The 13226-nt window shown below is 65.4% G+C and carries 11 protein-coding genes; 1 reads left to right on the top strand and 10 read right to left on the bottom strand.

All coding sequences use genetic code 11. The features are described 5' to 3' along the window. Positions 1–9 precede the first annotated feature (9 nt). The 3 genes from MTR64_RS10855 to MTR64_RS10845 are packed head-to-tail and all read right to left on the bottom strand — an operon-like array spanning position 10 to position 2543. Positions 10–918 (bottom strand): DUF979 domain-containing protein, encoded by a 909-nt coding sequence (locus MTR64_RS10855; protein ID WP_243993676.1) that lies wholly within the window; start codon positions 916–918, stop codon positions 10–12. Next, on the bottom strand, positions 915–1580 hold the full coding sequence (locus MTR64_RS10850; protein ID WP_243993675.1) for a DUF969 domain-containing protein: 666 nt from the start codon (positions 1578–1580) through the stop codon (positions 915–917). Before MTR64_RS10850 ends, MTR64_RS10855 begins: the two co-directional genes overlap by 4 nt. A gap of 24 nt (positions 1581–1604) precedes the next feature. After that, the gene (locus MTR64_RS10845; protein ID WP_243993705.1) at positions 1605–2543 is read right to left on the bottom strand and encodes an isoaspartyl peptidase/L-asparaginase family protein; all 939 of its coding nucleotides are present in this window, start codon (positions 2541–2543) and stop codon (positions 1605–1607) included. A 196-nt stretch (positions 2544–2739) separates the two neighbouring features. Between MTR64_RS10845 and MTR64_RS10840 the strand changes: the two genes are divergently transcribed. After that, complete coding sequence (locus tag MTR64_RS10840; RefSeq protein WP_243993674.1) at positions 2740–3744, top strand: sodium:calcium antiporter; 1005 nt, start codon at positions 2740–2742, stop codon at positions 3742–3744. Positions 3745–4324: 580 nt separating this feature from the next. Here MTR64_RS10840 and MTR64_RS10835 read toward each other — a convergent pair. From MTR64_RS10835 to MTR64_RS10805, 7 genes are all read right to left on the bottom strand, one after another. Further along, a complete protein-coding gene (locus tag MTR64_RS10835; RefSeq protein ID WP_243993673.1) occupies positions 4325–6886 on the bottom strand; it encodes a cation-translocating P-type ATPase in 2562 nt (853 codons plus the stop codon). 95 nt (positions 6887–6981) lie between these two features. Beyond that, positions 6982–8241, bottom strand: coding sequence for a dipeptidase (locus MTR64_RS10830; RefSeq protein ID WP_419144937.1), 1260 nt, complete (start codon positions 8239–8241; stop codon positions 6982–6984). 144 nt (positions 8242–8385) lie between these two features. Continuing rightward, complete coding sequence (locus MTR64_RS10825; protein ID WP_243993672.1) at positions 8386–9261, bottom strand: acyl-CoA thioesterase; 876 nt, start codon at positions 9259–9261, stop codon at positions 8386–8388. After that, positions 9254–9700 (bottom strand): MerR family transcriptional regulator, encoded by a 447-nt coding sequence (locus MTR64_RS10820; RefSeq protein ID WP_243993671.1) that lies wholly within the window; start codon positions 9698–9700, stop codon positions 9254–9256. The genes MTR64_RS10825 and MTR64_RS10820 overlap by 8 nt, the downstream gene beginning before the upstream one ends. Further along, positions 9697–11391 carry a long-chain-fatty-acid--CoA ligase gene (locus MTR64_RS10815; protein ID WP_243993670.1) on the bottom strand — a complete coding sequence of 565 codons (1695 nt, stop codon included), beginning with the start codon at positions 11389–11391 and terminating at the stop codon, positions 9697–9699. The genes MTR64_RS10820 and MTR64_RS10815 overlap by 4 nt, the downstream gene beginning before the upstream one ends. Beyond that, a complete protein-coding gene (locus MTR64_RS10810) occupies positions 11391–12689 on the bottom strand; it encodes an OmpP1/FadL family transporter (RefSeq protein ID WP_243993669.1) in 1299 nt (432 codons plus the stop codon). Before MTR64_RS10810 ends, MTR64_RS10815 begins: the two co-directional genes overlap by 1 nt. A gap of 43 nt (positions 12690–12732) precedes the next feature. Then, positions 12733–13167 carry a DUF2147 domain-containing protein gene (locus MTR64_RS10805; RefSeq protein ID WP_243993668.1) on the bottom strand — a complete coding sequence of 145 codons (435 nt, stop codon included), beginning with the start codon at positions 13165–13167 and terminating at the stop codon, positions 12733–12735. Between the last annotated feature and the right edge of the window lie 59 nt (positions 13168–13226).

The following is a 13226-nucleotide window of genomic DNA, read 5'->3' as shown; positions in this document are numbered from 1 at the left end:
GTTTACGGCCTAGATCACCCAGTAAAGCAGCACGATATTGAAGATCAGCAAGGGAATCGCGGTCGGGATCTGGGCGCGGATCACACCGTAGCGGTCGCGCAGTTCGAGCAGGGCGGCAGGCACGAGATTGAAGTTGGCCGCCATCGGCGTCATCAGCGTGCCGCAGAAACCCGCGAGCATCCCGATCGCGGCAACGCGGGCAGGTGCGCCGCCATAAGTGTGGATCAGCAGTGGCAGGCCGATCGCCGTCAGCATCACCGGGAAGGCCGCGAAGGCATTGCCCATGATGACGGTGAACAGCGCCATGCCGAAGCAATAGACCGTGACCGCGCCCAGCACGCTGCCTTCGGGAATGACGTGCCCGATCAGCGAACCGACCACGCCGCCCATGCCTGCCAGCGCGAAGACCGCGCCAAGGCTAGCCAGCATCTGCGGCAGGATCGCGGCCCAGCCGATATGGTCCATCAGCCGCGTGCCTTGCCGGAACGGCTCGGCAGGGGCAGGGCGCAGCCAGAGGTAGCAGATGGCCAGAGCCAGGATCACGCCGAGCGTCAGCGATACCAGCGTGGCCTGTTTGGGATCGACCAGTCCGGGCAATTCTGAAAACAGCAGCGTGCCTGCCAGTGCCGTCACCGGGATAACCAGCGCTGGGACGAACAGCATGGAGCCGCGCGGCGCGACGGGCTCCTGCGGCCTCTCGCGTGATCCCATGCGGCCCAGCGTCGCCACCAGCACGATCGCCAGCACCAGCACGCCGTTGCCCAGATCACCCAGCCTGTCACCCAGCAGGAAGCTGACCGCGATAAGCGCGTAGAACAAGGCATTGCCGGGATGCCGGGGCCGCCCGGCCACGCTCAGTACGGCGAACGCCGCGAAGGTGACGCCCGCGACGAGGTAGAGAAAGCCCAGCCCGATCAAGGCTTGCGCGCCTTGCGCCTGAGCTGCCGGTCGGCGAGCAGCAGACGGGTGCCGTGGATTGCGAAGGCGGCGATGGCGGTCGGGATCGCCCAGGCCGACAGCGCCAGTGGCGGCAGGTCGATCCCGTCAGCTTCCAGCACGCCTTTCATCAGCAGGATCGAACCGATGGCGATGAAGATGTCCTCGCCGAAGAACAGGCCGACATTGTCGGTCGCGGCGGCGAGCGCCTTCGCCTGCTCGGGGTCGCTCTCGCCCGGAGCCTGCGTTTCGGCGGCGGCTTCGGCCATCGGCGCGATCAGCGGGCGCACGGTCTGCGCCGGGCCCGCGATCGAGGTGAGGCCTAACGCAGCGGTGACCTGCCGGAACAGCAGGTAGACCAGCAACAGCCGTCCCAGCGTCGCGCCCCGGATTCGCCCGATCAGGTCGCGTGCGCGCTCCTGCAGGCCGTGGCGTTCGAGGATGCCGATTACCGGCAGGACGATGTAGATGATCGTGATGTAGCGGTTGTCGTTGAACGCCTTGCCGAAGGCCGAAAGCACGGTGCCGGGATCAAGCCCCGCCGCCAGCCCCGTCACCAGCGCCGAGGCGACGACCACCAGCAGCGGATTGAAGCGCAGCATGAAGCCTGCCGCGATCACCACGATTCCGGCCAGAACCCACATCAGCCGCGCCTTCCGGCAGTGCGCTCACTCATCGCCGTAAATGGCCACCCTGGCCTCGGCGCCCTTGCGGGCCACGCCGCGATACATGCCGGGCGTGTTGAACGAGAAGGCCGGAGTGCCGTCGGCGGAAACCACGATCACGCCGCCATCGCCGCCCAGTGCCAGCGTTTCTTCCTGCACCTTGTCGGCTGCGGCCTGCGGTCCTTCGCCAAGGAACCGCATGCGCGCGCAGATCTCGTGCGCGACGCCTTCGCGGATGTAGTATTCGCCCGCGCCCGTGGCCGAGACAGCGCAGGCACGGTTGTCGGCGTAGGTTCCAGCGCCGATGATCGGGCTGTCGCCGACGCGGCCGTAGAGCTTGCCGGTGAGGCCTCCGGTTGAGGTGCCCGCCGCCAGGTTGCCGTGGCTGTCGCGCGCGACAGCGCCGACGGTGCCGTATTTCTCGCTGCGCTCGAAATCGCCCTCGGCCTGATGCTTCGCCTTGAACGCCTGTAACTGCTGCCAGCGCTCCTCGGTGCGGAACCACGAGGGATCGACTTGTTCGAGGCCGTTGTCGCTGGAGAACCTGTCCGCACCTTCCCCGGCCAGCATCACGTGCGGGCTCTTTTCCATCACCGCGCGGGCAAGGCTGATCGGGTGGCGGGTCATGGTCACGCCGGCGGCCGCGCCTGCCTGGCGCGTGGCGCCATCCATGATAGAGGAATCGAGTTCGTTCTTCCCGTCCGCAGTGAACACCGCGCCGCGTCCGGCGTTGAAGTTGGGATTGTCCTCCAGTACGCGGATGGCGGCTTCGACCGCATCCAGCGCCGTTCCGCCCTTGTCGAGCACTGCGCTGCCCGCATCGAGCGCCTCGTGCAAGGCTGCACGCACGGCAGCGTCGCGCTCGGGCGTCATCTTTTCGCGCTTGATGACCCCGGCTCCGCCGTGGATCACCAAAGTCCAGTTGTCATCCGCCGATGCCATAGTGCCTGTCAGAACCGTTGCGATCACTGCGAGCTTTGCCAGAAATCCGATGCGCACCTGCCACCTCTTTTCTTTCCGGCCAGAGGCCTTTGCGGCGATGTTACCGGCATCCGGACCGGCCGCAAGCGGTCCGTTCCTTTCCTGTCCGAAGTCCGCTGGGATTTGCATGCAGGGTCGGGTAGGCTAGGCGCTGCCTATGTTTCTCGCCTGGTTCCAGTTCCTCGTCTGCGTCGTCGTGATCGGCTTTGCCGGACCGGCGCTGACCCGCAATGCTGAGATGATTGCCCGGCTGACCGGCATGTCGCGCGGCTGGGTGGGGCTGATCCTGCTGGCCACGGCGACCTCGCTGCCGGAACTCTACACCGGGATCAGCGCGGTGGCACTGGCCGACGCGCCCAATATCGCGATCGGCGATGCGTTGGGCAGCTGCCTGTTCAACCTTGTCATGCTGGTCGTGCTCGATGCGCTTTCACGCGATGAGCCGGTGTGGCGCCGTGTCGATCAGGGGCATATCCTGACGGCGGGCTTCGGGGTGATCCTGATCGGCTTCGTCGGCGCGCTGATCCTCGTGGTGCGCGAAGGGTTCGATTTCCGGATCGGCCACGTCAGTCTCTATGCGCCAATGCTGATGCTGCTCTACTTCATCGCCGTGCGAGCGGCCTTCCACTACGAGCAGCGCCCGCGCGAAACCGCGCCGCAGGCCGCTGAAGTGATCGACGGCCAGACGCTCGGCCGCGCCGTCGGACGCTATTGCCTCGCCGCTCTCGTGGTCGGCGCTGCGGGGGCGTGGCTGCCCTTTGCGGGCCTCGCCGTGGCGGAGGCGATGCACTGGAAGACCTCGTTCGTCGGCACCCTGTTCGTGGCGGCGGCGACGTCCATTCCCGAACTGGTGGTGACGATCACTGCCTTGCGGCTCAGTTCCGCCGACATGGCCATCGGCAACCTGCTGGGCAGCAACCTCTTTGCCATCCTCGTCATCGGCATCGACGACGTGGCCTATCGCGGTGGCTCGCTGTTCGTGGATGTCTCGCCCGCGCATGCCGTGACTGCCATAGCCGGATCGATCATGGGCGGAATCCTGATCGTTGCGCTGCTCTACCGGCCGGGCAACCGGTTCTTCGGCCTGATCAGCTGGATCGGGCTGGCGCTGTTGATAGTGTACATGCTCAGTTCCTATGCGATCTACCTGCACGGGCATTGAGCGGGCGCCGGCCGCGGTTTGACCGTTCAGCCCTGCGTCCCCGCCTGCAGCCTCTATTCATCCGGGCAATTGCTGGTGCAGGTGGCCTGTGGGGGAGGCGTCAGTCCCCCGCTTACTCTGATGGAAACACCGTTTTTCAAGTGGTGAGTTGGGACATTTGTGCCTTCGAGCGGGTCGCCACGTCCCAAAACACTGATTGGCGCATGACTTTTCTGATGACCATGCCTGACTGAAGCCTGGGTCTGGCTTGAACTCGACCTCACGGTACTGGCTGCGTTACCGAAGCTCCCGGCAATGGCTGAACCCAGAGAGCGCTGCGCCCCTGCCTGTCCTGCGCCCGTTCCGCCAAGCAGGATCGCCGACTCGGCCGCGTCCTGGGCGGCCGCGCCTGCGGGCAGACAGAACAGAAAAAGGGACGCGCAAATTGCCGCGGTCTTTCCGAATGCCATTCGACTTCCCCCAACTTGCAGGCATTGTGATTTGCGGGGTGCAGTATTTGCCTGTTGCAGACCGGACGGAGCCGGAATGTTTCCGAGAGCAGTCTAACGCAGCGTAAGCCCGGAGTCCAAATTCATGCCATCTACCCCACGATAGCCTTAGCGAACCGCCGCTTTGCCAGCGTCAGGATCACCGCCATCACCACTGTCATCGCCGCCACTTCGGCAATTCCGTCACCTTTCAGCACGGCGAAGTGGAAGAGGTCCGCCACCGGCTGCACCAGAAACAGCAGCGCATAGATCACCGTGATGCAGGCCATGATCACCGCGAAAGTCAGGTTGTGCCCCGAACGGTGCATGCTGATCCCGGAGCGGAACGAGCGGTTCACGATGATCAGCACCAGCACCGCGCAGATCAGCCCGGCAAAGCAGGTCGAACGGAAATGCGCGTCGTCCATGCTGGTGAACTGCGCCCAGCCTGCCAGTGCGATCAGGCCGATGAGGGCGACGATGCCCTGCAGTGCCGACCATCCCAGCAGCACGCGCGAGACCAGCGGGCTGTCCGGCGCGCGCGGCGGGCGGTCCATGATGTCGGGCTCTTCGGGCTCGGCCTCGAAGGCGAGCGAGCACATCGGGTCGATCACCAGCTCGAGCAGCGCGATATGGATCGGCCCCAGGATGATCGGCCAGCCGGTGAGCAGTGGTGTCAGCGCCAGCCCGCCGATCGGGATGTGCACCGCGAAGATGAACTCGGTGGCCTTGCGGATATTGTCGTAGATCCGGCGGCCAAGGCGCACGGCGGTGGCGATCGACTGGAAATCGTCGTCGAGCAGCACGATCGCAGAGGCCTCGCGCGCCACATCGGTGCCGCGTTGGCCCATGGCGACGCCGATATGCGCGGCCTTGAGCGAGGGCGCGTCGTTCACCCCGTCTCCGGTCATGGCGACCACTTCGCCAGCTGCCTTGAGCGCGGTGACGATCCGTAGCTTCTGCTCGGGCATGACGCGCGCAAAGACGGAGACGGCATGGATGCGCGAGGCCAGCTCTTCGTCGCTCAGCCGGGAGATGTCCTCGCCGCTCATCGTCTCGCCCGGGGCGATCCCGGCCTTTTCGGCGATGGCGCGGGCAGTGGCGGGATAATCGCCGGTGATCATCACCACCCTGAGGCCCGCGCTCTGCAGTGTGCGCACGGCTTCGGGCACCGTTTCCCGGATAGGATCGGCCAGGCCGACAAGGCCTGCGAACGTGAAGTCGAAGTCGTGCTGGTTGTCGGGCAGTGTCCCGTTTTCCCAGCAGGAGCGGGCGACACCGAGCACGCGCAACCCTCGCGAGGCCATCTCCGCAACGGAGGCGTCCATTTCCTGCCTTGCGGCTTCGTCGAGATGGCACAGGCTGGCGATGGCTTCGGGCGCGCCCTTCGCGGCGACCATCTTTCCGTCCTCGCCCTGGCTGGACCAGACGTGGGACATGGCGAGAAGGTCGGTATCCAGTGGATAGTGGCGGTGCAGGGTCCAGCCGTCGTCCTGCCGGTCCTTGAGCGCGGCTCCCGGAAAGGCGGCGTCCAACTCGTGGAAGGCCTTTTCCATGGGATCGAACGGGTCTTCGGGGCAGGCAAGGATGCCGGCGCGCGCCAGATCCAGGAATTCCTCGGGAAACACGACGCCGTCATCTGCCGAGCGGAACGCGGCGCCATCCGGCAGCCGCAGTTCCTCGACGACCATGCGGTTCTGGGTCAGCGTGCCGGTCTTGTCGGTGCACAGCACGGTGGCTGCGCCCAGCGTCTCGATCGCGGTGCCGCGCCGGGCCAGCACGCGCGAGCGCGACATGCGCAGTGCGCCCATTGTCATGAACAGCGTGAGGACGACCGGCAGTTCCTCGGGCAGCATCGACATGGCGAGCGCGACGCCCGAGAGCAGCGCGTCGAGCCAGCTGCCGCGCAGGAAGCCATAGAGCAGGATGGCGAGCACACTGACGCCGATGCCGCCCACCGCGAACCAGCGCACGAGGCTGCGGGTTTGCAGCGTCAGGCGCGGGGTTTCGTCGGTCAGCGTCGCAAGCGACTGTCCGATCGCGCCTATGCGTGTTCGCGGTCCCGTCGCGGCAACGCGAATGAGGCCGGTGCCGCGTACTATCAGCGTGCCCGAATAGGCATAGGGCACGCCGTCGCCACCGGGCAGGGGCGGTTCGGCTGGTTCCTCGCCAGACAGATGGGCCTTGGTCACTGCGACGGATTCGCCCGTCAGGATCGCCTCGTCGGCTTGCAGGGTGTCGGCCTGCACGAGCCAGCCATCGGCGGCCACGCGCCCGCCTTCGCTCACCACCAGCAGGTCGCCGCGCACCACGTCCTGCGAGCGGATCGTCTGGCGCTGGCCATTGCGGATCACCATGGCATGCGGCACCGAAAGGTCGCGCAGCGCGTCGATGGCCCTTTCTGTACGCGCTTCCTGCACCACCGCGATCACCACGGTCAGCCCGGCAAAGGCGAGCAGGATCAGCGCGTCGCTCGGTTCGCCGAGGAGCAGGTAGATGATCCCCGCCGCCACCAGGAACATCAGCATCGGTTCGCGCAGAACCCCCCCGATGATGCCGAAAATCGAACGCTGCTTGCCGCTGGAGAGCTCGTTCGGCCCGTCGGCCGCGAGACGTTCAGCGGCCTCTGCCGGCGAGAGGCCACGATATTCCGGCTGGGAGGGAGATGCGGTCATATCTGCTTGGCAGTGTGCGGGCTCTTTGTGACCGGATCAAGATGTCCGGCCCAAGAGGCGGCCCGCGCGTTCCGGCCCGGGCGGCCTTCAACTCCCTATTCAGCCGCCTTGGGATCGGCGGCCGCCTCGACCTGCCGCAGGACGCGCAGCACATTGCCGCCCCAGATCTTGGCTACGTCATCCTTGCTGTAGCCTGCCTTGAGCAGCGCGGCGGTGATCTTGGGCAGCCCGCTCACGTCCTCGAGGCCGACCACGCCACCGCCGCCGTCCCAGTCCATGCCGATGCCGACATGATCGGGGCCAACGACTTGTAGCGCATGGAGCAGGTGCTTCATGAAGTCGTCGAAGGTGGGCTTGTCCGTTTCGGGATATTTCGCGTCGATCTCGCGCCGCTTGGCAAGCATGGCGGAATACTGCTCCGCCGTCATGTTCGCCTCGTCTCCCATTTCGGCGGACAGTGCCTTTGCGGCCGCAGCGCGCTCGGGGTTGGGCTTCCGGGCGCGCAGATAGCCGCCATAGCTATTGATCTGGATGACCCCGCCCTTCGCCGCCAATGCGCGCAAGCGGTTGTCATCGACATTGCGCGGGTTGTCATAGATCGCCTTGCAGCCAGAGTGCGAAAGCACCACCGGCGTCGTCGATTTGGCAATCAGCTGGTCCAGCACCTCGTCGCTCGAATGCGAGCCGTCGATGATCATGCCCAGCTTGTTGGCCTCGGCCAGCAGTTCCAGACCCAGCGGACTGAGGCCGTGCCACTTCGGTCCATCGGGATCGGTCGAACTGTCGGCGAACTGGTTGTTGCGGAAATGGGCGAAGCCGGTCTCGCGGACGCCCATCTTGTAGAACAGCTTGAGCATCGAGACGTCCATGCCCAGCGGATAGGCATTCTCGATGCTCATGTAGACGATGCGCTTGCCCTCTGCATTGATGCGCGCGGCGTCATCGGCCTTGAGCGCGAGCTCGAACTGGTCGGGGTACGAGGCGACCATCAGCCGGATCGACATGCCGCGCATCACCGCGAAATCGCGAACCTTGGCGTAGTGCTCGGCATCGAGCGGCCCCTGCGGCGTATAGATCGCCCAGAAGCCGCCATCGAACTCGCCTGCCTTCATGCGCGGCAGGTCGACCTGGCTGTAGTCGCTGCGCACGTCGTGCCAGTCCATGATCGACCAGCCATCGGGCCGGTCCACCGTTTCCGGCGTGTCGAGGTGGGTATCGAGCGTGATCATGTCCCGCTGCAGCGCGACGACTTCGGGGGACGCCGGTTCTCCCGAACCGTCACTGGCGGCATGGGCAGCCTGAAGCGGGAGGAGCAGGGCAGCACTGGCCAGCAGGCGAAAGGCCATGGTCTTCATAGGGGTAAGTACTCCGCGGAAAGCGTGGACCGGAAGGGTGGGGGTGCGCGCGGTTGTCCGCGTCGTCGCTATCGAACGGCTGCGGGCGATGATGTCGCGGGCTGCGGCAATGTCAATGTCGCAGCGCGAAAATGCGCGGCGAAGTCAGGCTTTCGCGCCGCCCGCCGGACGGCACAGTCCTTCCTGCGCGACGCTGGCGACCAGCGCGCCCGTGCGGTCGAAGATCGATCCGCGCGCAAAGCCGCGGGCATGGCCGGACCAGGGACTGTCCATCACATAGAGCAGCCAGTCGTCGACTGGCGGTGTCGCGTGGAACCATATGGTGTGGTCGAGGCTGGCAGTTTGCAGCTGGGACGAGAAAAACACGACCGGGTGCGGCAGCACTGCGGTCGTGATCAGGGCGAAGTCGCTGGCATAAGCGAGCACCACGCGCGCCAGCGCCGCATCAGCTTCCATCGGGCAGGCGAGGCGGAACCACAGGTACTGCTCCGGAATTCCTGCGCCGTCCCGGCCGGCAGGCGCGCGAGGGCCGGGGCGTACATCGTACGCGGCGAGGCATTCCAGAATGGCGGACGGGATCGGCTGACCCGAGGCAGCGAGCGCACCGGCAAGCTCGGGGCAAGCCTCGGGTGGCATAACACCGGGCATCGGGGCGGCATGGGCGTAGCCGTGCTCGGAAAGGTGGAACGAGGCGGCAAGGTTCAGGATCGGCCGTCCGTCCTGCATGGCCACGACCCGGCGGTTGGCGAAGCTGCGGCCGTCGAAATCGCGCAGTACGCGGTAGATGATCGGCCGAGAGGAATCTCCCGGGCGCAGGAAATAGGAGTGCAGCGAATGCGCCTGCTTGTCTTCGGGTATCGACCGGGCGGCAGCGGCCAGCGCCTGAGCCACCACTTGTCCGCCGTAAACGCGGCCCGGCCCACTGGGCGGGGACACGCCGCGATAGAGATCGGTATCGAGTTCCTCGATGGTGAGCAGGCCGCGCAGTTTCGATACTGCGCTCTCCAGCGTTTCAGACACCGCTCTTGCCGATCACCGTATCCGCGCCGCTATTCTGGCCCTGCAGCCACTCGCGCGCCTGCTGCTCGATCGAGAGCAGTTCGCCCAGCGTCTGTTCGATCGCCTTCTGCTGCTTGCGCAAATCACCGATGCGCTCACCGACCTTGGCGATCAGCTGGCGCACCTGCTCGTTGTGCTCTGGATCGACATCGTAGAGGTCGAGGAACTCCTTGATCTCGCGGATGCTGAAGCCCAGCCGCTTGCCGCGCAGGATCAGCTGCATCCGGCCGATCTCGCGCCGGGAATAGATCCGTGTCGTGCCCGCGCGCTGCGGGGCGATCAGCCCCTTGTCCTCGTAGAAGCGCAAGGTCCGCATGGTGACACCGAGCAGGTTCGCCGCCTCCTGGATGCCCAGCATCTCCAGATTTTCTGCCGCGGTGGCAGCGCTGGCGGGGCTCATGAGCCTGCCGCCCGGCGCGCCGCTTCCTCTTCGGCGAGGTCCTTTTTGGAGAGCTTGCCGACCATGGTCTTGGGCAGGCTGGTACGGAATTCGATCGCCCCCGGCATCTCGATCTTGTTCAGGCGTTCGCTGAGGAAGGCTTTCAATGTATCTTCATCCAGTATGTCCCCCTGGTGCAGCACCACGAACGCTTTCGGGGACTGGCCGCGATAGGCGTCCGGCACGCCGATCACTGCCGCCTCGGCCACCATCGGATGCTCGTAGAGAGCCTCCTCTATGACCCTTGGATAGACGTTGTAGCCCCCGCACAGGATCATGTCCTTGATCCTGTCGACAAGGAAGAGATAGCCGTCTTCGTCGAGATAGCCAATGTCCCCGGTGCGCAGCGCGCCGTAGATGAAGGTATTGTCCGTCGCCTCCGGCCGGTTCCAGTAGCCTTTCATGACTTGCGGGCCGCGCGCGCAGACTTCGCCTTTCTCGCCGGTCTTGCACACGCGGTTGGGCTCGTCCGGATCGCGGATCTCGAGAGCGGTGCCGGGAAAGGCGGGGCCGCAGGAGTTGTCCTTCACCAGCCCGTCGATCGGATTGCAGGCTATGATCGGGCTGGCTTCGGACAGGCCATAGCCCTCGACCACATTCACGCCGGTCTTCTGCTCGAACACCTTGCGCACTTCCAGCGGCATCGGGGCGCCGCCCGAAATGCACACGCGCACGCTGTCGAATTCGCCGTGCAGGTGCTCCTTGTTGAGCGCGGTGTAGAGCGTTGGGACGCCGAAGAACTGGGTCGGCCTGGTGCGCTTCGCGGTGGCGAGGAAGGATTTCATCTCGAAGCGCGGCAGCAGGATCATCTCGGCCGCGGTATCGACCGAATAGTTGAGCACCGTCGTCAGTGCGAAGACATGGAACAGTGGCAACACGCCGAGCGTGCGCTCCTGATGATCGGGCATGTGGCCGACATGGGCGATCATCTGCGCGCTGTTCGCGGCCAGGTTCGCGTGGCTGAGCATGGCGCCCTTGGGCACGCCGGTAGTGCCGCCGGTATATTGCAGCACGGCCAGATCGTGCGGATCGCGGATGACGGGTTCGGGATCGGCATCGCGTGCGATCAGGTCCATGAATCGGACATATCGCAGGTCGTGCGGCTCGTGGACGACGTCACGCCGCTTGAACAGCAGGAACGCCCGCCGCTTCATCGAAGGCAAGGCATCGGCGAAGGGGCATACGATCACGCGCTTGAGCGTATCCTTGCCCACCAATGGCTCGATCTTGGGCAGCGACAGCGCAAGATCAGTGGTGATGATCACTTCGGCGCCCGAATCCTCCACCAGATGCGCCATCTCGCGTTCGGTGTAGAGCGGGTTGAAGTTCACCACGACTGCGCCGATGCGCAGGATCGCGAAGTAGCAGACCACGTAATAGGGCGTGTTCGGCAGGCACAGTCCGACGCGGGTGCCCTTGGTGACGCCCAGATCCTGCAACCCGCGCGCGGCCTTGCGCGCCAGATCGCCGATCTCGGCATAGGTCCACTTGCGGCCCATGAAGTCGACCGCCGGCCATTCGCCATGGAATTCCACGGCATGGTCGAGCAGGTCGGTGAGCAGGCGCGGCGCGATCGGCGGCATTTCTTCCGGCTCGTGAGAGGAGGGAACTGCCGGGCGATCATGGCCGCCGATCGACGCCGCGCCGCTCATCAGAACGTCACCCGCGCGCCGAGGGAAAAGACCAGCGCGGATGCGTCCGTGAGCGTGCCGTCGACCAGGATCGGTGTCTGCACCGCCGTGCCCGCATAGGCGGCGGTGGTGCGGTCGATCGAAGCGTCCTTGAAGGAAATGTACGAAGCCGCGGCATCGACCGTGATGTGGCTGGTGGCCGCATAGCTGGTGCCGGCGGAGAAATTCCAGCGGTTCGAATCCGGCACGCGCGCGTCACGTTCGTCATTGCGCGTCGGGGTGCCACCGTACTGAACGCCGCCACGCACGGTCCACTTGGGGTCTACGGCATAATCGGCTCCCACCGAGTAACTCCAGCTGTTCTTATAGTTCTCAGGAATCGCTACGTTTAGCGGATCGCCAAGGCGGATGGAATCGAATTTAGCCCAGCCATAACGGACAACCTGCGCGTTGAGCGTGAGCTCATTGTTCGCCTTGAACCTGACGCTGCCGATCGCCATCCACGGCGTGGCGAAGTGGGCATGGGTGTTGACCGTGCCGTTCGATGCAGCCAGCGGGCCCAGCAGGCCTTCAGTCACTACCGAGCCCTTGAGCGTGTGCTTGACGCTCGACTTGTAGGACAGGCCGAACGAGACCGGGCCGGTGTGGTACTGCATGCCCGCCGACCAGCCCAGGTCCCAGCCCTTGCCCGAAAGCGTCTGGTGGCCATCGGCCAGCAGCGGCGAGAGATTGGGCAGGTAATTGCTCAGCGTGGCGTCTGCGTGCTCGATATTGAGCCCGGCGCCCAGATTGAGACCCGGCGCCAGCTGGACCGCGACGGCCGGCTGAATGTCGATCGTGCGCAGCTTGGTCTTGTCCGCAGTGTAGCGCGCCCAGCTGTCTGCAGCGTAGTCGGTTTCGAAGGCGTAGGGTGCGCTCACGGCAAGGCCGAATGCCACTTTTCCGAAGCCGTAGGCCACGGCGCCGGAGGGCAGCAGGCCGTTGCTGATCGGGTTCTTTTCCACCGGATTGCCGCCGACAGATGCCGCGGCCTGGCCCGGACGGACGATGACCGTGCCCTGATCGGAGACCTTGCCGCGCGGCAGGATGGCGCTGGCATGGATCGAGGCTTCGCCGCCTTCCATGCCGCCGATCGCGGCCGGGTTCCACCAGATCGAATCGACGCCGGTATCGGCCGCTTCACCGGAAAACGCGCGGCCCTGCGCGCGGACGGATTGTTCCTGCAGATAGAAGGCTTGCGCGTGGGCAGTTCCCGCGATGCTGAAGGCAGCGGCGGAGGCCGCGCCGGAAAGGAGGATGCGGGCGTAGACAGATTTCATTTCAGGTATCTCCCAGTGTCATTCTTGGTTGCGCAACGCGCGGTCACGGCAATCGGGTCCAGTTTTGTGTCTTGCAGAGTGGCCAGACGATGCAGCCCTTGAGCTTCAGGGCGTTCGGGCCGGCAGGGGTGATCGTGGCCTTGTAGGTGCCGCCGTCCTCGGCGTTGTAGATCCAGCCCCCCGCCCACTTTCCGTCATCGCGGGCGAAGCCGCCAAGCATGGCCAGCCCTTTCACCTTGCGGGTGCGCTTGGCGGCGTCCTTGTTGTTCACGTCGCGCAGGTCCGCGTCGGCGCGAATGCCGTCCGATTCGAGCAGGCGGCCGCAGACCGATTCGCCGCACCGGGCGATCTCGACCACGCCGTGCCGCACCGGCGTCTGCCACTTGCCCAGAACAGAGTCGGGGCTGTCGGCAAATGCCGGATTTCCAAAGGCAGCGGTGGCAAGCAGCGCCACTGCCGCGTGTTTCCAAAACCTCATGTGCGACCTTCCGTTCCTCTCACCTATGCCCCTGTTTTTCCCGGCCAATGCGCTCGTGA

Source organism: Novosphingobium album (ex Hu et al. 2023) (assembly GCF_022832385.1).
Lineage (GTDB): Bacteria > Pseudomonadota > Alphaproteobacteria > Sphingomonadales > Sphingomonadaceae > Novosphingobium > Novosphingobium album.
This window is presented reverse-complemented; position numbering and strand designations above follow the sequence as displayed.

What these genes read in the sequence shown, in the direction of transcription:
- MTR64_RS10830 (WP_419144937.1), bottom strand. Translation starts at nt 8,241, where the DNA reads ATGAAGACCATGGCCTTTCGCCTGCTGGCCAGTGCTGCCCTGCTCCTC.
- MTR64_RS10815 (WP_243993670.1), bottom strand. Translation starts at nt 11,391, where the DNA reads ATGAGCGGCGCGGCGTCGATCGGCGGCCATGATCGCCCGGCAGTTCCC.
- MTR64_RS10840 (WP_243993674.1), top strand. Translation starts at nt 2,740, where the DNA reads ATGTTTCTCGCCTGGTTCCAGTTCCTCGTCTGCGTCGTCGTGATCGGC.
- MTR64_RS10820 (WP_243993671.1), bottom strand. Translation starts at nt 9,700, where the DNA reads ATGAGCCCCGCCAGCGCTGCCACCGCGGCAGAAAATCTGGAGATGCTG.
- MTR64_RS10810 (WP_243993669.1), bottom strand. Translation starts at nt 12,689, where the DNA reads ATGAAATCTGTCTACGCCCGCATCCTCCTTTCCGGCGCGGCCTCCGCC.
- MTR64_RS10845 (WP_243993705.1), bottom strand. Translation starts at nt 2,543, where the DNA reads ATGGCATCGGCGGATGACAACTGGACTTTGGTGATCCACGGCGGAGCC.
- MTR64_RS10805 (WP_243993668.1), bottom strand. Translation starts at nt 13,167, where the DNA reads ATGAGGTTTTGGAAACACGCGGCAGTGGCGCTGCTTGCCACCGCTGCC.
- MTR64_RS10850 (WP_243993675.1), bottom strand. Translation starts at nt 1,580, where the DNA reads ATGTGGGTTCTGGCCGGAATCGTGGTGATCGCGGCAGGCTTCATGCTG.
- MTR64_RS10835 (WP_243993673.1), bottom strand. Translation starts at nt 6,886, where the DNA reads ATGACCGCATCTCCCTCCCAGCCGGAATATCGTGGCCTCTCGCCGGCA.